Here is a 20,894-nt window from a genome sequence, read left to right as displayed (position 1 = left end):
TTTTTCAGTTGTTTGTCATTGAAGATTTCAACTTCATGTACATTCAACTTATCGAAATAGTAGTTGTTTTTGCAACAACAACTATCTTACCAACTTGAGTTTACAACGTCAATAAGAAATTACAAATTATTGACTAATTGACTCCTCAAACCGCGTTTTAATGCACTTAAAAGAGGCAAAAAAAGACTAAGCATGTTGTTATGCTTAGTCTAAAAATTAACTAATCTTCATTTGAATGTTCTGGGCGCATGGTTGGGAAAAGTAACACATCACGGATTGACGGTGCATCGGTCAATAACATCACCAAACGATCGATCCCAATTCCTAATCCACCTGTAGGCGGCATGCCATATTCCAAGGCTTCGATATAGTCATAGTCTACACCATGAGCTTCATCGTTACCCGCAGTACGTTCAGCATCTTGTTCTTCAAAACGTTCTTTTTGATCAATTGGATCATTTAATTCAGAAAAGGCGTTCGCAAACTCTGAGCCTAAGATAAATAATTCAAAGCGATCCGTAAAACGAGGATCGTCTGCATTCTTCTTAGCAAGTGGTGAAACTTCGATGGGATGACCATAGACAAACGTTGGTTGTTGTAAGGTGTCTTCAACAAATTGTTCAAAGAACTCATTGATGATATGCCCAACTTGCCAATAAGCTTCATAGTGAACATGATGCTCGTCGGCTAGTTTTCGTGCCTGTTCTAATGACATTGCTGGCCAGAAGTCGACACCCGTCTCTTTTTTAATGGCATCAACCATGTGAATACGCTTGAACGGCTGGTCCAAATCAACGTCTTGCCCTTGATACTGGAACTTACCCGTATGCAATACTTTCTGCGCAGCATGTCTGAAAATGCCCTCGGTCTCATCCATGACATCTTTAAAGTCGAAGTAAGCTGCATAAGACTCGAGCATCGTAAATTCGGGGTTATGGCGTGTATCAATACCTTCATTTCGATAAACACGGCCAATTTCGTAAACACGTTCCATTCCACCAACAATCAGGCGCTTAAGTTGTAATTCAAGCGCGATTCTTAAATAAAGATCGATGTCGAGTGCATTATGGTGCGTGATAAATGGCTTGGCAGTTGCGCCGCCTGGTTGAACATGAAGCGATGATGTTTCAACTTCGGTAAAACCTTCTTGATCTAAGTATTCACGAACGGCCTTGACAATCTGACTCCGTTTTATAAAGCGATCGAAGCTGTCATCATTGGCAATCAAATCCAAATAACGTTGGCGATAGATCTGCTCAACGTTATTCAGCCCATGGTACTTGTCAGGTAATGGGCGTAATGCTTTGGTCAAAAAAGTAACGTGGGTCGCCTTGACTGTCAGCTCACCCGTATCTGTCTTCATGACTTCACCCTTGATACCTAGAAAATCGCCTAAGTCTGATTTCTTAAAAATCTGATAATTCTCTTCACCAACGACATCTTTACGAACATAAAGTTGAATCTTACCACTACGGTCGCGTAAATCTGCAAATCCAACTTTGCCCTTACCTCGCTTGGAAATCATTCGACCAGCAACGGTCACTTCGGGTATTTGTTCTTCAAGCGCCTCTTTATCGATTTGATCGTAATGCTCATGTAATTGCTGTGCTAAATGAGAGCGATCGAATTTAGTGCCAAATGGATCAATACCCGCTTCGCGCAAAGCCTCCATTTTTTCACGACGAATAACCAACTGATCATTCATCTCTCGTTGTTCCTTGCTCACCTTGTTTGCCATGATGATAACTCCCTTTTATGCGATATGACTTGACTGTATACCAGTATTAGTTCTCGATTCATAGGCGTCCACAAAATCATCTAGGATTTGTGTCACTTCTTTCTGAGTGAAGACCTCATTCACTGCGGCCTTTGTACGGGCTGCACGAGGAATCCCTTTCAGATAATACGCGGCTTGCTGACGAAACTCAGGTACAGCAATACGTTCGCCCTTTAAGTCGATCAAACGTTGAAGTTGTTCTTCAGCCGTTTGAATCTTTTCACGCGGTGTCGGTTCTTCGATGAGTTTGCTTGTATCAATATAACGATTAACGGATTTTAAGATCCAGGGATTGCCTAAAACAGCGCGGCCAATCATGACAGCATCTGCACCCACTTCGGTCAACATCCGTTTCGCGTCTTGAGGCGAACGGACATCCCCATTTCCCATGAAAGGAATCGTCAATACCTGCCGAACTTCTTTCAGAATATTCCAGTCTGCATGTCCAGTATACATTTGTTTCCGTGTTCGCCCATGCATGGCTAAGGCTGATGCGCCAGCACGCTGAGCGGCTTTAGCATTCTCAACAGCGTAGATGTGGTCTTCATCCCAGCCAGTTCTCATTTTAACCGTGACTGGTTTTTCAACGGCGGCAACCACTGCCGAAACCATTTCGTAAACTTTGTTAGGATCAAGCAACCATTTCGCACCTGCGTCCGTCTTAACCACTTTGTTGACGGGGCAACCCATATTGATATCAATGATATCTGCTTTAGTGTGTTGATCGACAAACTTCGCAGCATTGACCAGAGTTTCTTTGGTACCACCAAAAATTTGGATACTAATAGGATGTTCCTGAGGATCAACGAACATCATATCTAACGTTTTTTGATTATGATGCATAATGCCACGATCACTGATCATTTCGCACACCACTAATCCGGCGCCGAACTCCTTAGCAACCATTCGAAATGCTGAATTTGTAATCCCCGCCATTGGTGCAACAACGACTTGATTTGGGATCGTCACATTACCTATTTGCCATTCCACTACTTCATCGCTCCTATTTATCAATCGCTTAATCTTAGCAAAAATAACCTGCGTGATGCAACTTAGTTCGCAGATTTCATCAGTTTTTGTAAGTCTGCCACACTAAATTGATAGTGCGTATTACAGAATTTACAAGCTGTATCGATTTCATGGCCCTCATCGATCATCGCTTGCAATTCATGCTGGGGCAAGGTTGCCAATGCCTTGCTGAATCTTTCCTTGGAACAATCACACTTGAAAGCGACCGGTGACTGTCCTAAAAACTTAATCGGTTCATCGCCAAAAATAGTTTGTAAAATTTGTTCCGGCGTCTGCCCTTCACGCAATAAATTTGAGACCAAAGGCAGCTCTTTTAAGCGTTCTTCGAGTCGTGTTAATTGATCATCGGTTGCATCAGGCAGAGTTTGAATCAGGAAGCCGCCCGCAACATCAATTGAATTATCTTGGTTCACAAAAACTGATAATCCCATTGCAGATGGAATCTGTTCTGACTTAGCTAAGTAATAGGTCAAGTCTTCAGCAATTTCCCCTGACGTAATCGGAACTTGCCCTGTGAAGGGTTGTTTCAAGCCCAGATCTTTGGTCACACTGACCATACCATTCGTCCCCACTGCACGACGCACATCAATCTTTCCGAGGACATTCAAAGGTAAATTAACATGCGGATTTTGGATGTAACCTTTGACCTCTCCTTGCACATTTCCATCGGCGACAATACCGCCAACCGGACCATCCCCTAGAAGACGTAATGTTAACTTTTCGTCGTCTTTCAAAAGTGCACTACTTAACAGTAAGGTGCCAATCAACGTCCGCCCAAGCGCCGCTGACGAGGCCGGCCAAGTATCATGAGCTTGCTGCGCAGTTTGTACAATTTTTGAGCCATTGACCGCTAACATGCGGAAAGCACTATCTTCGGTCACTGCTCGAACTAAATAATCTTCCAAGTGAATTCTCCTCACTCAACAAATTCAATAAAACTAATCATAGTCCAATGTAACATAAATCGCCAGACTAGAATAATGTTTACTTTGATAATGCGTTTACTTTTTAAAAATCAATCCACTTACCCATCTCACACAAATCTTGAGCAAACAAAAAGCACACAATGTGTGCTTTTTGACATCGAGCTAGTTAGCTAATCCTGCGAATCATCTTGATGTGATTCTTCTGAATCAGTCGGCTGAGTCTCATCTGCTTTTAGTGCAGATGAATCGTCTTGCGATTCATCTGACTTGTTTTCAGCTTGAGTTGAATCAACTTTTGACTCATCATCTGAAGTTGATTGATTCTCTGAAACATCATTTTGCTGCTCCGCATCTTTTTGTTCTAAGGCGCGTTTAGCTTCTTCGAAAGTTGCCGCATGCTCACTTGGAAATTCATCGTCTTTACGTTCTGGCATTTTGCCATCATTGTAGAGGCTTAAGATTTCCTTCTCATCCAGTGTCTCATACTTCAGTAAGGCTTCAGCAATCAACTTATGTTGCTCACGATGAGCCTCAATAATTTCTGTGGCACGTTGGTGAGCTTCGTCGATGATTCGACGGACTTCGTCATCGATTGCAGCTGCTGTTGCTTGAGAATATGGCGGTTGTTGCCCATATGACGCACCTAAGAATGGTTGTGACTCACTTTCAAGTGTCACCGTCCCTAGGCGTTCAGACATCCCATATTGGGTTACCATACTACGCGCAATCTGAGTGGCTTGTTCAAAGTCATTAGATGCACCAGATGATTCAACACCAAAGATAATTTCTTCAGCGGTTCGACCACCCATTAACCCAATAATCTGTTCAGTCATTTCTTTCTTAGTCAACAAGAACTGATCATCACGAGGCAACATGATGGCATAACCGCCAGCGCGTCCACGTGGTACAATCGTTACTTTGCGAACGACACGCGAATCACTTAAAACTAATCCAATCAACGCATGACCCGCCTCATGGTAGGCAACGGTATGACGTTCCTTAGGATTGATGACGCGATCCCTCTTGGCAGGGCCGGCAATCACACGATCTTCTGCCTCATCAATATCTTTTGCGTCGATTTCTGTCTTGTTACGACGTGCAGCCACTAATGCCGCTTCATTCAGTAAGTTTTCCAAATCTGCACCCACAAATCCAGGGGTCTGTTGTGCAACGACTTTGAGATCAACATCATCCGCGAACGGCTTGTTCTTGGCATGAACCTTCAAGATAGCTTCACGGACCTTAACATCCGGATGACCAACTAAGATCTTGCGGTCGAAACGACCAGGACGAAGTAAGGCAGGATCCAGAACGTCAGAACGGTTCGTTGCAGCCACCACAATAACGCCTTCGTTACCTTGGAAACCGTCCATTTCAACCAGCAATTGGTTCAGGGTTTGCTCACGTTCATCGTGACCGCCACCCATGCCAGTTCCACGTTGACGACCAACGGCATCAATTTCATCAATGAAAATGATAGCAGGCGCATTCTTCTTTGCGTTCTCGAATAAATCACGAACACGAGAAGCACCGACACCGACAAACATTTCGACGAAATCAGAACCAGAGATCGAGAAGAAAGGAACGCCGGCCTCACCTGCAACTGCTCGTGCAAGTAAAGTTTTACCTGTACCTGGAGGGCCCTCAAGAAGGACACCCTTTGGTATACGTGCGCCTAAAGCATTGAATTTCTTAGGATTCTTCAAGAATTCGACAACTTCGACTAATTCTTGTTTCTCTTCTTCTGCACCAGCAACGTCGGAGAAACGAACACTGTTCTTCTTAGGATCCTCCGGCTTAGAATGACTCTTACCAAAGTTCATCACGCCACGACCGTTGCCACCGCCGCCTTGTCCTGATTGATTCATCATAAAGTAGAAGAAGACAAACAATAAAACAGTTGGCAACAGCATGGTTAACAAGCTGATCCATATACCTGACTGTGATTCCTGCCGTGCATTTACTTTAACATCATTGCTTTGCGCAATCTTTGTAATCTGAGACAATGACGCATCATTAGGAAGTAACGACGTCGTAAAACCAGTTACTTCAACGGATGATGTGCCACCCATCAGACCAAGCGTATTAGAAGTTGATGCTTTCTTCTGAGGCTTCTTATACTCACCAGTGATCTGGTAAACCCCATTAGAAGGTTGCAAGCTAAACTCCTTAACCTTGTTGGCTTTCAATTCACTCACAAATTGAGACATGCTCAAGTTTTGTGTTGAACCGCTATTCCCGCGATTGAAGAAGAAACTAATACCACCGACAATAGCAACAAAGACAATGATATAAAATAAACCACTATTTAACAGTCGATTTCGGTTATTTTTCATTTACGACCTCCTGAAGTCAATCAATTATTTTCACAGATAATCGATTGTTGTAATCATATCATATTTGACCATTTTTGACCAATCATTTACTCATAAATTTTGGGCTTTAAAACGCCAATAAACGGCAAATTACGATACTGATTCTTGTAGTCTAATCCGTAACCGACTAAGAACTCGTCTGGGACCTCTACACCAATATAATCAACATGAACATTAATCAAGCGATGCGCTTCTTTACTCAACAGTGAGCAGATTTTGATCGATGCAGCGCCTCTGGAGTCGAGCAACTTGATCAACGCCGCCAGTGTTCTCCCCGTGTCAATAATATCTTCAACGATAACGATGTGACGACCGTTGACTGGCACATCGAGATCTTTAATGATCCGCACCTCACCACTGGACTCGAAGGCGTCGCCGTAGCTCGAAACATCCATGAACTCGATCTCTGATAGATCATCGTAAGCTCGAATCAAATCTGTCATAAAAATAACCGCACCTTTGAGAATACAAATAAAAATGGGATTTTTATCACGATAATCATCGTGCAATTGCTTGCCCAATCGCTCAACAATCTCGTGTATTTGATCAGTCGAAACGATGACTTTTTCAATATCTTCGCGCATATCTATCTCCTTAATTCGCAATTATTGATGTTCAACTAATACATAAACGATTTTAGCAGTTTTTTGTACATTCGACAATTTATAAATGTAGATATTTTCAACCCAAAGAATATGATCCTCTGCTTCAATCAACCAACTGCGATTCCGTTTCGTCACCGGCACTTTTTGATTGATCATCCGCCGCCGTAATTTCTGCCGCTGACCATTTGCCAAACGCAGCAAATCTCCAGGGTGTGGGTGTCGCAATCTTGCAGAATTAGGAAGAAATGGTAGTCGCAGTGTCGCAACAACTCGCGCAGCAGATGTTGCTGGGCATTGTTCGAAGAGACCCACCCGGCCAAAATCAGCCAAAACCCATTGATTCAGTGGAAGTTGATAACTTGTCTCATCCATTGTGGCCGGCGTTTCATCCATTGGAGCTTGTTGGCAGATTTCGAATTGTTGATAGTGCTGCCGAAATTGCCAACGCTTTCCAAGGTCGAGTTGATGATGTCCTTGGGGATCTTGTGCGAGTTGTGATAGTTGCTGCAATTGCCGTTGATTCGGGTTTGCTAATTGTGGCAAGTAACGCCGCCACAATAGCGCCCACAACAACTGCCAATGATCAATTGATAGCTGTAACGCGCCAAGCTCGCCTTTGACGCCACCACCCGATAATCGTTGAATCATCAACTGGGCCAAGTCAGCCTCCAACTGTTGATTAGCTAACTCTTGAATCGAAATTAGTTCACGTGCAAAACGATCGGTATGTGCTAACAATTGTGGATTTTCCTGTTTCAACTCAGGGATAAGATGATGCCGTAGTCGATTCCGCGGTGTAAAATCCGTCGCATTAGTTGAATCTTCAATCGCACCTAATTGTCTCCGTTGCGCATATGCTCTCAGCGTTTGTTTGCCAAATGGTAGCAACGGGCGCCACAATTGATATCCCTGAACACCCGATTGAGCCTTCAGACCCGGAAATTCAGTAATGGCGCCACTGCGAATCAATTTGAGGAGGATAGTCTCCAGCAAATCATCTGCATGATGAGCAGTTAGCAGGACATCTGCCTCCTGATCCGCAACAACCGTGAATAAAAATCGATAGCGTGCCTTCCGAGCAGCTGCTTCAGAGGTTATTTCAGGTTGTTGCCAGTGACCAACCGTGAGTGGCACCTGATACGTCTTGGCCTGCGTCTGGACAAAGGCCTCCTCAATTGGGCTATCGTCTCGTAACTGATGATTAAAATAGGCCAGCTGCACTTGCGGCCGCAACTCCTCGGGCAAATGCATCAATAAATCTAGTAAGCTCATTGAATCAACCCCACCTGAAAATGCCAGGACGACTTTCAAGTGATTATCAGGCCGACCAACCAAATGCTGCCAATTGGTCTTAAAACTTTCTTCTAAGGACGTCAACTTCAACCTCCAAATTTGTCTGACTTTAAACTCAGCTTATTTGCCACTTAATAAAAAATAAGAGTTGAACCCAAAATTAGATTCAACTCTCACTTGTCTACGTCTCAATCAACGTTAGCCGCGACGACCGCCGCGTCCACCACGTTTACCTTCCGCATTGCGTTTGATCGCGGTTAAACGATCCTCACTCTCTTTTAGGAATCCTGAGAGCATGCCATCAAAGTCCTGATGACCGACATTGCTATTATTGCTTCGGCTTGAGCCATAGTTTGATGACCCACGACTATTGCCACCACGATGATTAATATTATTGCTCGAATAATTATTCTCTCGATGATCATGTTGTTGATGCACGCGAGGAGCTCGGTGATCTGCCGCAGTTGGTTGTGGTTCAGTGGCTTGTTTGATCGACAATCCAATTTTACCATTTTGATTTGAAACAACTTTAACTGTTACCGTATCGCCAACTTTAAGGACATCGTGGATGTCTTTCACATATTGATTCGAGATTTCGCTGATGTGAACTAATCCACTCTGACCAGACCCCAGATCAACAAATGCCCCGAAGTTGGTAATTCCTGTAACTTTACCCGTAACCTTCGACCCAATCTCAACTGCCATAAAACAAAAAATCCTCCTTGGATGCACTTTATTAATTTAGTATACCACCGAACAAGTTGATTTCAAGCTAGTTTTTAGCATTAGTCGAGGGGTTCGTCTCGGGTAAAGTAAAAACAATCTCACCTTTTTTCGAATAGTCATATTTATACCGAATTAATTTTTCTAAATAGTTTTTTTCGTTCAATTGATTCACTTGAATCTTTAAATCGTCATGTTTTTGCTGAGTTTGCCCTAATTTATGTTTTTGAACCAGAACCGCAGCCTGTATCTGCTCATTGTTATGCCATTCGCGGACAATTTGAGTACCAAAACCGACCAAGATGATTGTCAGAATGAGAAGCAACACAAACAGGCGTCGATAATGAACGCGTTTCAGATATTTACGATATCGTTCATCATCTTGGCGCTGCTCGGTTTCAATGGCAAACCGATTACCGATACTGGTCACTTTTCCATTCGACTGAATTTGTTGTTGCATAGGCATTCTCCCCGTTTGTATGCTAATTATTAGTATAGCATAGCCGAGAATGAATTAAATAGTTTTTTGACAAGTTTTAAATAATTTGTCACATTCAAATTATTTATTTCGAGGTGCGAAGCTAATCTTGATTAGTCAGTCTTGGTATCGCTCACAACTTCATACATTTCTTCGGCATCATCTTTCTTAGTCGTTTCTTTAATTGCCGTTACTTTGACGACTAATGTTTTATTGCCGAACAACAAGGTTAGCTCATCATCAAGTTTGACTTCACTCGACGATTTTGCAACTTTACCGTTGATGCTGATTCGACCTTTATCCGCAATTTCTTTTGCGACTGTTCGCCGTTTAATCAAGCGTGACACTTTTAAATATTTATCTAAACGCATTGAGATCACTCCTTAGTTTTCCTTAACCGGGTTGCTTGTATTTGTTTCTAGCTTCTCGATGGCCTGCAAGAAAGTCATGAGTTGTTTCATCCAGTCCTGATCAGTCACGCCTTTTCGAGGTAGTTGAAAAGCAACGTAATACTGCTCTTGTTCTATCTTAACATCTGCACGGTAGCTCATGGTGCTTAATGCCGAAAATAAATCTTCACCATTGAGCGCCTCGGTACCTTCACGACTAAAAATAATTTGGATCGATCGTGAATCTTGCTTGATCGACGTCAATTGAATCTGATCAGCAATCAGTTTCAATTGGCCAACCCACAAAAGATTCTCAACTTCATATGGATAGTCGCCAAAACGATCAATCAAGTCAGCTTGAATCTCCTCTAGTTGTGGAATATTTTCGATCTGACGAATGCGTTTATAGATTTCGATTTTTTGACGCGAATCGTCAACATAATCGGTCGGTAAATACGCATCAATCGACAATTTCAACTCAGCATCTGAAACTGGGGCAACTTCTTCATGCTTCTTCTTTTTCACGGCATCATTCAACATCTGCGAATACAGATCAAAGCCGATTGAGTTAATAAAGCCGTGTTGCTGCTTGCCTAATAAGTTGCCTGCCCCACGAATTGATAAATCACGCATGGCAATTTTGAACCCAGAACCTAATTCTGTGAAGTCTTTAATTGCTTGCAATCGTTTCTCACTCACTTCGGTCAATACCTTGGCTGGTGAATACATCAGATAAGCGTAAGCGATTCGGCTTGAACGGCCAACACGTCCACGTAACTGATACAACTGTGAAAGCCCATAGTGATCAGCATTCTCAACGATTAGCGTGTTAGCATTCGGCATATCCACACCAGTTTCAATAATAGTTGTGGTCACCAAGACATCGAATTCACCGTTGATGAAACGATAAATGACATTTTCAAGTTGTGTTTCCGTCATTTGACCATGAGCAAAACCGATCGTGGCTTCTGGAACCAACGCCTGCAACTGATCGACCGTTCGTTCAATATCTTCCACTCGATTATGCAAGTAGAAAACTTGACCATGACGTTCCATTTCACGCTCAATCGCTTGCTTCACCGCGCCGGCGTTTTGTTCCATCACGTAGGTTTGAATTGGATAACGATTAGTTGGTGGCGTTTCAATGACGGATAGATCCCGCACCCCAATCATCGACATGTGCAGCGTTCGTGGAATCGGTGTCGCCGTCAACGTCAACACATCGACTTGAGAGCGTAATTGCTTCATCCGTTCCTTGTGTTTCACACCGAAGCGCTGTTCTTCATCGACAATCAGTAAGCCTAAATCTTGAAAGCTGACATCTTTTGATAAGAGTCGATGTGTCCCAACCACAACGTCGATTTGACCCTTTTTTAAGCCTTCGATTGTCTTTTTGTTCTCGGCAGGCGTTTGGAAACGAGACATTTGGGCAATCTTAATTGGAAAATCACCGAAACGATCTTGCATCGTTTCATAATGTTGTTTCGCAAGAATCGTTGTTGGGACTAGAAAGGCAACTTGTTTATTATTCTCTACTGCTTTGAAAGCAGCACGAAGCGCCACTTCAGTTTTACCAAAGCCAACGTCTCCGACCAAAAGGCGATCCATTGGCCGGGCCTCTTCCATGTCGTGCTTAACCTCGGCTGTGCTTCGTAATTGGTCAGGTGTCTCGGTATATGGAAATTCACTTTCAAACTGATGTTGTAAATCATCATCTTGACTGAACGCATAACCCTTTTGTGCTTGACGTTTGGCATACAATTCAATTAAATCATCAGCGATGTCTTCAATTCGACTGGCAACTTTTTTCTTAGTCTTCTGCCATTCACTACCACCTAGGTGATTGATTCGCGGTGCCTTACCTTCAGCGGAAACATACTTACTAATTAAGTTGAGCTGGTCAACGGGAATGAAAAGTTGGGCACCATCTTGATAGGTGATCGTCAAATAATCACGATGAACGCCATCGACTTCGATGGTTTGCATGCCTTCATAACGACCGATCCCGTGATTGACGTGGACCACATAGTCTCCGGGCTTAAGCTCATTGTAACTTCTTAAGCGTTCCGTGTTTGCCATGGTTTGGCGGCGTGGTGGCGTACTTTTCTTGACCCGATTGAAGAGTTCCCATTCGGTCAACACGACCAGTTTTGCTTCAGGAATTTCAAACCCATTATGCAAATTACCGGCAATCAATTGTAGCTGTTCAGGCTGGATCTCACTAGGTTCAACCAAGGTGACGTTGACCTCAAAATCGCGGAACGTCTGTTGCAGGTGTTGACGGCGTCCTTCTTCCGGGATCAACAACAAAACCGTTCGATCTTGTTTATGCCAGCGATCCATTTCTGTCTTGATCAACGGCATCTGACTAAAGAATTGTTGCACCGTGCGTACGGTTAGATTCGTGAGTTGATCGAAGCGTAGATTTCCTAAGCCACGCTGAAATAAAGAAAGATATAATTGACGCTGAGAAATACGGCGTTGAACTTCACGAAAATCTAAACGAATTTTCTGCTCTGGCAATAAATGACCGAGACCTAGTTGATCTGTCTGCCAAGCAGCCAATTCCTCTGACAACTCATCGGACTTATCGAGCAAGCGGCCATAATCATTGAAGGCAACGAATCCGTCCGATGCAAGATAATTGATCAATGATGTTGCGACAGTATCCCCGTTCTCTGACTTTGCGGTATTTTCATTAAAGAAATCTATCAGCAAATTTCGTTCAGTGCCTAAGATGCCTTCAGACAATTCGTCGATCACACTTTGAAAATAAGTCTTCATCACCGCTGATCGCGTTTTTTCCTGTGGCTGCGAGCGCCGCTTCTTAGTCGCCGGCTGATCTTGATCACGAGCCTCAACTGCTTCGATTCTGTGGAGTTCTTTCGCCAAACTCTTCTGAATTTTTTGTGCAGCGCGCTGGCGATCTTCAAGCGAAATCAAACGATCCTGAGCAGGTAAAATCGTCAAAGTTGTCAGGTTCTCAATGCTCCGTTGTGTTGCCAAGTCAAATCGACGGAGACTATCGATTTGATCATCGAATAATTCAATCCGAATGGGGTCTTCAAGATTGAGTGGGAAGATGTCAACAATATCACCACGTATTGCAAACTCGCCTGGCTTTGCAACCAGTTTCTGCCGTTCGTAACCCATCTCGATCAGTTGATTTGGCAGTGCGGTCAGGTTCAACTCACCATCACTCGTGATTTTTAGGACAGCCTGACGAAATTTATCTACATCAGTCAGTTGATAACTCATCCCCGCAACTGAAGTCACGACCACCCCGGGTTGACCACTCAATAAAAAGTTGAGCGCCTGAATTCGCAAGTTGCGTGACTCTGGCGAACTGGTTGCACCCTGAGCGGCAACAACTTCCTCAACAGGGAAATAAAAGACTTGTTCCGGCGACAAGAGATGATTTAAATCATCAACAAATTGGCTCGCATGAAAGCCGTTATCCGCGACAAAAAGGACTGGTCGTTGCGTTTGACGCACCATACCAGCCAGATAAAGTGACTCGGATGAACCATTCAAGCCAGTAACCAACCGACGTTTCGGTGCATCCCAAGCTTTTAAAAGGTCAGGCAAATCAACTGCCCGACTAAAAAAATCAATTAAATCCATGCCAACCTCCAACAGATGACTTGTTCATTCGTGCCAACGTCTGTTTCAAGGCTAAAAATCGAAACTCAAGTTAGCCATTATAGCGATTCATTAAATCTGTAAAGTCTGTATCTTCTGATAGCCAGTCTTCTAAAGCTGACGACGCATGATCTATCGCGAGCTCGATCAAGGGTTGATCATCCTTGCTGAACGGCGTTAACACCCAATCCACGACTTTCGAGCGTTGCGGATGTTGGATGCCTATCTTGACACGATTAAATTCTTCAGTGCCAACTGCCTTAATAATACTTTTAATGCCGTTGTGTCCACCTGAAGCACCATGCGTTCTTAGCCGCAGTTTACCAACAGGCATATCTAAATCGTCTTGAATAATCGCAATCTCAGCCGGCTTAAATTGATAATAATGCATTAAGTCACCAACTGCACGTCCGGAATCATTCATAAATGTCAGTGGCTTAACCAATAATACTTTTTCCCCATTAATCTTCGTGGTTGCGGTTAATGCAGAAAATTCGTTTTTGTTGATCTGTAACCCCAAATTTTCAGATAATCGATCAATCGTATCAAATCCGATATTATGCTTTGTATGGGCATATTTACTACCTGGGTTGCCCAGCCCAACAATCATCTTCAAAATGACACCCTCGTTTATATTTCTTTTTAAACCATTTAACTGCTGCCACGAATTTGTCGACAACATTTCAGCGTCAAATTATAACACACCTCGCACTTGATTATCATGATTGGCGCACAATTCCCCACATGAATTCAAAACAAATGGCCTCATTCGATCTCGACGACTTTTCATTTCTTTTCCGATAGACAGCGATTAAAATAACTTATTCAAAGATATGAAAACGATTTCAACGATTGCGAACAGGTTTTACAGTAAAGTTGCATTTGTGATTCGAAAAACTAAAAAAAATTCTTTATTTTTTCATGAAAACAAGCAATAATACCTGCCAACAATTCACGAATGTGTTATACTAACAAAGGTCTTAATTATGGAAATAAGAAAGGATGTCTCTTAATGTCAAATACAAAAAGTAATGACCGTGAAAAAGTAATTCTCGTCGGCGACGGTGCTGTAGGTTCTAGCTTCGCATACGCACTTGTACTCCAAGGAATTGCTCAAGAAATCGGAATTGTGGATATCGCCAAGGATAAAACCAAGGGTGACGCAATCGACCTTTCAAACGCATTACCATACACATCTCCTAAAAAAATCTATTCAGCAGAATACTCAGATGCTGCAGATGCAGACGTCGTTGTGATCACTGCCGGTGCCCCACAAAAACCAGGTGAGACTCGTTTAGACTTAGTTAACAAGAACTTAAAGATCTTGAAGTCAATCGTTGACCCAATCGTTGAATCTGGCTTTAATGGTATCTTCGTTGTTGCTGCTAACCCTGTAGATATCTTAACTTACGCAACTTGGAAACTCTCAGGCTTCCCTAAGGAACGCGTTATTGGTTCAGGTACTTCTTTGGATACATCACGTCTTCGTCAATCAATCGCTGAATTGGTTAATGTTGATGCTCGTTCGGTCCATGCTTACATCTTGGGCGAACATGGTGACACTGAATTTGCTGCATGGTCATCAGCTAACGTTGGTGGTATCAAGATTGCTGAATGGGTTAAACAACATCCAGAGATCGATGAAAGCAAGTTAGTTCAAATGTTCGAAGATGTTCGTGATGCTGCATACACGATTATTAACTTGAAAGGTGCTACTTTCTACGGTATCGCAACTGCCTTAGCACGTATTACTCGTGCCATCCTTGATGACGAGCATGCTGTATTGCCATTATCTGTTTACATGAATGGTCAATATGGTTTGAAAGACATCTACATTGGTACACCTGCAGTTCTCGGCCGTGAAGGTATCTCAAACATCATGGAAATTCCTTTAACAGATCACGAATCACAAGCAATGCATGCTTCTGCTGATCAATTAAAGAAAGTCCTTGATGATGCCTTTGCTGCTAATGACATCGAGACTCGTCAATAATTTTATATTTGACATTAATTATTGAAGAACGGCAAGCTTGCCGTTCTTTTTTATTGGCCTCGATTCTGCCCGCCCACGATGTGAAACAACGAAACAGGTTCGTTTCAATCGACGTCGATAATTGATATAATAGAGACACAAGGTGATCAGACAGGTTAGGTGGATTGAAATGAAAAAGAAAACAAAAGTATGGGCTGCCGTTTTGGGAACCGTCGTTGCAGCAGTTGGTGCTTTGTACGTTTACCATGGTGTCTATTATCAGTCTCATTTTTTACCAGGGACGCGCATTGAAGGCATCGAGTTGGGACGATTGACACCAGCCCAGGCCAAGAAAAAACTGAAGACCCATTTTACAACAAGTAACTATCAGTTGTATGACAAGCAAAATCAGCTGGTGGAGGTTTCTGGTAAACAATTAGGTGTTTCTCAAAATGCCGGCCAGTATTTAAAATCTTTGCTCAAGAAACAAAATTCTTGGTCACTGACCGATTTGGTCCAAGCCGCATCCGTTCACTCAGAATCATTAGTCAACATCAATGAACAGAAGCTGAACCAATACGTCGAGCAAACCCTACCCACCTTGAATAAAGCACGCCGAACTTCCGAAGATGCTAAAATCATCAAAACGGCGGACAGTTACGAGATTAAACCAGAAGTGGTTGGGAACGTTTTTGATCAGTCAGCGGTGACGAAAACAATTAAGCAACACATCGAGAACGGTCAACGTAAAATTCAGCTCTCAACAACTTATGAACAACCTGCAGTGACGAAAACAAATACAAAACTCCTTGCTCAACTCGATAAAATCAAAAAATTAGATCATATTACCGGTCGGTATACCATTGCTGGTAAGGTTGAAACAATTACACCGGCAATGATTCACCAATGGTTGAATTACAACGATGGTGAAATTACCGTCGACCAAGTAGCACTCAAAGCTTACCTCAGCCAACTCAATGCAAAATACGCGACTTACAATAAATCACGCCAATTCAAATCAACTAAACGTGGAACAGTTACTGTTCCCGCTGGTATTTATGGTTGGAGTATTAGTACTTCAAGTGAATTGCCGAAGTTGACCGCAGCAATTTTGGCAGGTAAAGACTTCTCGCTTGAGCCAACCATTAATGGCACCGGTTATTCCAAGACCGGTTACGGCACTGGCAACGATATCGGCAACACCTACATTGAAGTCGACATTCAGAATCAACACATGTGGGTTTATGTTAATGGCCAAGTTAAGATCGATACCGATGTAGTAACTGGTAAACCTGGGCATGACACCCCAGTCGGCGTATGGTCCATTTGGAAGAAAGAGCGTAACGCCATCCTCAAGGGTGATAATGGTGATGGCACTAACTATGAGACAAAAGTTTCTTACTGGATGCCAGTCGATACTACTGGCGTTGGTATTCATGATTCCCCTTGGCAACCTAAATATGGTGGCGATTGGTATAAGGCACATGGTTCACACGGCTGTATCAATACACCACCAGCAACGGTTGCAAAAATCTATGATCTTGTTTCGACAGGGATTCCAGTTGTCGTCTTCTAAAATGATGATAACTTCATTCAATCAGATCCTAAGCATGCGACGTTCGCGCCGTATGCTTTTTATTTTATTCTGTCACTAAAAAAACGCGACAGCATTCTTGCTTCTGCTGTCGCGCCGATCAATCTATAATAATCATTAATCATTCGGTGATTGAATTCATGATCTTTTAGTGATTTTCAATAAACCATCACCCAATGGTAAGAGCGTGACTAGTAGCGTAGGATCATCGTAAACTGTCTCGAGTAATTGATTCAGATGGCGGTGGATCCCCTTCTCACGATGTCTGATCGTCTCAACCGGATCGAATATCGTCCCCGCTTGAAGGACATCATCGATCAGTAAGATGCCATCAGGTGGCAATAGACGTAAAGCTTCCGGCAAGAAATGAATGTATTGCGCCTTGGCAGCATCCAAAAAGATTAAGTCATAACTACCGGTTAACATCGGCAAGATGTCTGCAGCATCGCCCGTCATTAATTGAATCGACTGCTGGTAACCGAGTGCTTGCCAATTTTGCTTTGCTTGTTCATAGAATTCGGGATAACGATCGATCGTTGTCACCTGCGCATGCATTTGACTTGCTTCAACGAATAGCGCAGCAGAAAATCCAATTGCGGTCCCAACTTCTAGAACACGCCGCGGATGCAGCTGATCAACTAGTTGATAAAGATAACTAACGGTTTCATGAGGAATGACTGGTATCCGTTTCTGATGAGCGGCAGCTTCGATAGCCTTTAATTTTGGGCTCAGTGGGACAGGCTGTTGCCGTAAATAATGTAAAACTTTAGAATTTATCACCGGGCGTGACATCATTTCATTGCGCATTTCTCATCTACCTCACATCGTTCAAACTTAAATTTTCTTATTAGGCTCTCATATATTTCAAATGCTAGCACTTTATGTTATGATAACAACGAAAGTCAATGTATCTGGAGGGAACAACATGCTGATTAAGTCATTGGTTTTACAAAAAGAAAAGCTCACCACGGTTAAAGAAACCGCGACACTCGAAGAAGCACTCGAAATTCTTGAAGATTCTGGCTACCGCTGTGTGCCAATCGTCGACGAATCTGAACGAATTTTCCGTGGTAACATTTATAAGATGCACATTTACCGCCACATTGCACAAGGCGGGAACATGAAATTACCTGTGACCTACTTACTCAAAAATGCCACAAAGACCATCGACATTGATTCACCATTCTTCAAGGTCTTCTTCAACATTAAGGATTTACCTTACATCGCTGTGCTTGATGAGAGCCATAACTTCTACGGTATTTTAACGCATGCTAAGTTATTGGGGATGTTGTCTGAAGCTTGGAATTTGGACATTGGCAGCTACGTTTTGACCATTATGTCGACTGGTGAACGCGGTGAACTCGAAGAAATGTCAAAAATCATCACAAAATTCTCTTCAATTGCTGGCTGCTTAACGCTTGATGCAAAGAAGGACGCAATCGTTCGTCGAACCTTAATGACACTTCCTGCTGGTGTTGATCGCAAGACCCTCGACGCAATTGTTGATCGTCTTGAGAAGAAACAGTATCATGTCTCTGAGATTGACGACTTACAGTCTGGCAACACCATTCGCAACGAAGAATAGAACCTTCAAACCCACAGCAAGCCTAAAAACTGAAGACTAAACTTTTGAGAAACAGCGTTCGCTTGATTTGAAGCCCACAAGGCACATGCCTGTCTAGGACTCTTAAATCAGCAAACGCTGTTTTTGTTGTCTTCTTTAAGTGTGTTATCTGATCAACCTTATGTAATTAATCCGCTTCGATCAATCCTAGACTGATTCTCAGCGCATGATCCACCGACTTCATTTTTTCATCGCTTAAATGGGTCACTCGTTCTTTTAAACGTTGCTTATCGATCGTGCGCACCTGTTCGGTAAGTATGACCGAGGCTCGTTCAATGCCATCCTTATCAGGAACGATACCGACATGTGTTGGCATCTTGGGCTTGGTTATCTTCGCGGTAATCGCTGCCACAATGACTGTTGGGCTATAATGATTGCCGACATCATTTTGAACAATTAAAACCGGACGCATGCCCCCTTGTTCGGAGCCAACCACCGGTGATAAATCAGCAAAGAAAATATCGCCGCGTTGAATTTCATTCGATTCCATTTAATCAACTCGTATCTTAATCTATTTTTGCTTCGCAGCCTGAATATTCCTGACAAATTTCAGCGTTCAGTGCTGCCATCTCCGCGTAACCTCGTACCAAACTCACAACGACTTGATTGTGTTCGCTTAAGAAATTGTCCAGGGCTTGATCAACAACAGTCTCTGGATCAACATTGTAGAACTCACAATACTGGCTTAACGCTTCTTGCAAGTCGTGGCCAGTCATCACACTGCTATTCATCTCAGTCATCAACGCCATCTCGAAACCTCCGTGTATCCACTAAATACTGCCGTGTTTCTACTCTTGAATTCTAACATTTCTACTTTCAAAAGCAACCTGTTCTGAGTGTTCCATTAGTCAAGTTCTTCACGTTTAGGTAAATAATGGCGTGGAATGCGATCTTGAAGGCCACAAGTAATTTCATAATGGATCGTCTGCGAATATTCGGCAACCTCTTGCGCCGTAATCTCGTCTACACCATCACGACCAATCAAGGTAACTTTGGTGCCAACTGCTAGCTGTTCAGGCAAGCGAACCATAATCTGATCCATGCAAACACGACCAACAATTGGACAACGCTGACCATTGATCAGAACTGGCATGCCAGAAAGTCGACGCAGCCAACCGTCCGCATAGCCAATTGGAATCGTCCCAATCCACTCATCTTGAGTTGCATGATAGGTTGCACCATAGCTAATTGCGGTCCCGGCTTGAACATGTTTGACAAAAACTAATTCACTATAGAGTGAAAGTGCAGGCTCTAATTCATAAGGTAGTTGTAATTGATTGCCAGAAGGATTCAGACCATAAATGCCAATTCCAAAACGAATCATATTGGCGTGACAGACTTGATGCCATAAACTCGTTGCAGAATTAGCAACGTGAACATAATGAGGACGTTCACCAACGACAGACATCATCGCATTGAATTTAGCCAATTGCTGCTCGAAATATGTTGTTTCACGTTCATCGGCAGTCGAGAAATGCGTAAAGATACCTTCAAAATTAAATTCTTTAGATTGTCTCAGTTGCGTTACGGCTGTGGCAAGTTGATTCTGATCTGTAAACCCAATGCGACCCATACCAGTATCCAAGGCAACGTGTAAATTCAATGCCGGTAGATTGGCCGTTTGTTCTAAATAACGCGTTGCTTCTTTGAGCCAGTCGAGATCTCCAAATGTTAAAGAAATATGTTGAGCAGCAGCAATCGCCACCGTTTGTGGGCTACTAATCCCTAACACCAAAATTGGCTCAGTGATCTGCGCACTTCTCAACGCCATGGCTTCATCGATTGTGGCGACACAGAATCCAGTCGCCCCTGCTTCACGACAAACACGAGCAACCGGAACTAATCCGTGACCATAGGCATCAGCTTTAACAACCGCGAATAATTCCGCATCATCATGCAGACGTTTGGCTGTTTCAAAAACATTATGATAGATTGCTTGTTGATCAATTTCGATATAGGTGGGACGTAAGAAAGATGTTTGCATTTATTTTTGACTCTTTTCCGAGATTTCGAGAATAACTTCAGTCATGACTAACGCGTCAGTGTGCGAGATTGAAACGAAAGCATTACCTGCATAGGGTTGTTTCGTCACGATCGGCTTGCCTAATGCGTCGTCTAAAATTTCAATGTCATGTAGGCCAATCTTGCCCAAGCCAGTACCATAAGCCTTCGAGTACGACTCCTTAGCGGAAAAGCGTCCAGCCAGAAATTCCATCTGAAACTTCTCGTTAGTCATGTGATCAAATATTTCTAATTCATGATCAGTCAGCACTTTGTTAGCGAAACGTGCATTGCGCAGATAGGCTTGTTTAATTCTAGGAATATCAGTTAGATCAACCCCATTACCATAGATCATGACGATTCCCCCTTTGCTTTCTATCTACATCATAAACGAAAGTTCGGATGATGTAAAATTCATTCCATTCAAAGTTTCATGAATCAAATTCACTCGCCCAGCAGCCAAAAT

The 20,894-nt window shown here is 42.9% G+C and carries 19 protein-coding genes; 3 read left to right on the top strand and 16 right to left on the bottom strand.

Annotation, left to right across the window (positions count from 1 at the left end; translation table 11 throughout):
- Positions 1–220: 220 nt before the first annotated feature.
- The 11 genes from lysS to pth form a co-directional block, all read right to left on the bottom strand.
- Positions 221–1,738, bottom strand: a complete 1,518-nt coding sequence (gene lysS / locus FC15_RS07270; RefSeq protein WP_057825353.1) for a lysine--tRNA ligase — start codon at positions 1,736–1,738, stop codon at positions 221–223.
- 15 nt (positions 1,739–1,753) lie between these two features.
- Positions 1,754–2,713: a tRNA dihydrouridine synthase DusB gene (gene dusB, locus FC15_RS07265; protein WP_235803364.1), complete on the bottom strand. Its 960-nt coding sequence runs from the start codon at positions 2,711–2,713 to the stop codon at positions 1,754–1,756.
- 116 nt (positions 2,714–2,829) lie between these two features.
- A complete protein-coding gene (gene hslO, locus FC15_RS07260) occupies positions 2,830–3,711 on the bottom strand; it encodes an Hsp33 family molecular chaperone HslO (RefSeq protein ID WP_057825349.1) in 882 nt (293 codons plus the stop codon).
- A gap of 191 nt (positions 3,712–3,902) precedes the next feature.
- Complete coding sequence (gene ftsH / locus FC15_RS07255; protein ID WP_057825347.1) at positions 3,903–6,068, bottom strand: ATP-dependent zinc metalloprotease FtsH; 2,166 nt, start codon at positions 6,066–6,068, stop codon at positions 3,903–3,905.
- An 86-nt stretch (positions 6,069–6,154) separates the two neighbouring features.
- Positions 6,155–6,691, bottom strand: coding sequence for a hypoxanthine phosphoribosyltransferase (hpt, locus tag FC15_RS07250; RefSeq protein ID WP_057825345.1), 537 nt, complete (start codon positions 6,689–6,691; stop codon positions 6,155–6,157).
- A 21-nt stretch (positions 6,692–6,712) separates the two neighbouring features.
- Positions 6,713–8,089: a tRNA lysidine(34) synthetase TilS gene (gene tilS / locus FC15_RS07245; protein WP_057825341.1), complete on the bottom strand. Its 1,377-nt coding sequence runs from the start codon at positions 8,087–8,089 to the stop codon at positions 6,713–6,715.
- Positions 8,090–8,203: 114 nt separating this feature from the next.
- A complete protein-coding gene (locus FC15_RS07240; RefSeq protein ID WP_057825339.1) occupies positions 8,204–8,710 on the bottom strand; it encodes a S1 domain-containing RNA-binding protein in 507 nt (168 codons plus the stop codon).
- 67 nt (positions 8,711–8,777) lie between these two features.
- Positions 8,778–9,188: an FtsB family cell division protein gene (locus FC15_RS07235; RefSeq protein WP_057825337.1), complete on the bottom strand. Its 411-nt coding sequence runs from the start codon at positions 9,186–9,188 to the stop codon at positions 8,778–8,780.
- A 131-nt stretch (positions 9,189–9,319) separates the two neighbouring features.
- A complete protein-coding gene (locus FC15_RS07230) occupies positions 9,320–9,577 on the bottom strand; it encodes an RNA-binding S4 domain-containing protein (protein WP_057825335.1) in 258 nt (85 codons plus the stop codon).
- Positions 9,578–9,589: 12 nt separating this feature from the next.
- Entirely contained in the window at positions 9,590–13,219 is a 3,630-nt protein-coding gene (mfd, locus tag FC15_RS07225; RefSeq protein WP_057825333.1) for a transcription-repair coupling factor, read from the bottom strand.
- 70 nt (positions 13,220–13,289) lie between these two features.
- Entirely contained in the window at positions 13,290–13,853 is a 564-nt protein-coding gene (gene pth, locus FC15_RS07220) for an aminoacyl-tRNA hydrolase (protein ID WP_057825331.1), read from the bottom strand.
- Between the two features lie 396 nt (positions 13,854–14,249).
- Here pth and FC15_RS07215 point away from each other — a divergent pair, with 396 nt between their 5' ends.
- Together FC15_RS07215 and FC15_RS07210 are read left to right on the top strand one after the other, a co-directional pair.
- Positions 14,250–15,230 carry an L-lactate dehydrogenase gene (locus FC15_RS07215; protein WP_057825329.1) on the top strand — a complete coding sequence of 327 codons (981 nt, stop codon included), beginning with the start codon at positions 14,250–14,252 and terminating at the stop codon, positions 15,228–15,230.
- Positions 15,231–15,399: 169 nt separating this feature from the next.
- Positions 15,400–16,785, top strand: coding sequence for a L,D-transpeptidase family protein (locus tag FC15_RS07210; protein WP_057825327.1), 1,386 nt, complete (start codon positions 15,400–15,402; stop codon positions 16,783–16,785).
- 156 nt (positions 16,786–16,941) lie between these two features.
- Here the strand turns inward: FC15_RS07210 and FC15_RS07205 are convergent, their stop codons facing one another.
- Complete coding sequence (locus tag FC15_RS07205) at positions 16,942–17,583, bottom strand: O-methyltransferase (protein WP_338042848.1); 642 nt, start codon at positions 17,581–17,583, stop codon at positions 16,942–16,944.
- Positions 17,584–17,728: 145 nt separating this feature from the next.
- On the opposite strand from FC15_RS07205, the gene cbpA reads away from it, so the two are divergent.
- Positions 17,729–18,388 carry a cyclic di-AMP binding protein CbpA gene (gene cbpA, locus FC15_RS07200; RefSeq protein WP_057825324.1) on the top strand — a complete coding sequence of 220 codons (660 nt, stop codon included), beginning with the start codon at positions 17,729–17,731 and terminating at the stop codon, positions 18,386–18,388.
- A gap of 166 nt (positions 18,389–18,554) precedes the next feature.
- On the opposite strand, the gene FC15_RS07195 is transcribed toward cbpA, so the two are convergent.
- The 4 genes from FC15_RS07195 to acpS form a co-directional block, all read right to left on the bottom strand.
- Positions 18,555–18,917 carry a type II toxin-antitoxin system PemK/MazF family toxin gene (locus FC15_RS07195; protein WP_057825322.1) on the bottom strand — a complete coding sequence of 121 codons (363 nt, stop codon included), beginning with the start codon at positions 18,915–18,917 and terminating at the stop codon, positions 18,555–18,557.
- Positions 18,918–18,933: 16 nt separating this feature from the next.
- A complete protein-coding gene (locus FC15_RS07190) occupies positions 18,934–19,176 on the bottom strand; it encodes a hypothetical protein (protein ID WP_057825321.1) in 243 nt (80 codons plus the stop codon).
- A gap of 95 nt (positions 19,177–19,271) precedes the next feature.
- Positions 19,272–20,411: an alanine racemase gene (alr, locus tag FC15_RS07185; RefSeq protein WP_057825320.1), complete on the bottom strand. Its 1,140-nt coding sequence runs from the start codon at positions 20,409–20,411 to the stop codon at positions 19,272–19,274.
- Positions 20,412–20,783 (bottom strand): holo-ACP synthase, encoded by a 372-nt coding sequence (gene acpS / locus FC15_RS07180; protein ID WP_057825318.1) that lies wholly within the window; start codon positions 20,781–20,783, stop codon positions 20,412–20,414.
- Positions 20,784–20,894 lie beyond the last annotated feature (111 nt).

Source organism: Lapidilactobacillus concavus DSM 17758 (assembly GCF_001435835.1).
GTDB lineage: Bacteria > Bacillota > Bacilli > Lactobacillales > Lactobacillaceae > Lapidilactobacillus > Lapidilactobacillus concavus.
The sequence above is the reverse complement of the archived record's forward strand: the minus strand, read 5'-3'. Positions and strand labels throughout refer to the sequence as shown.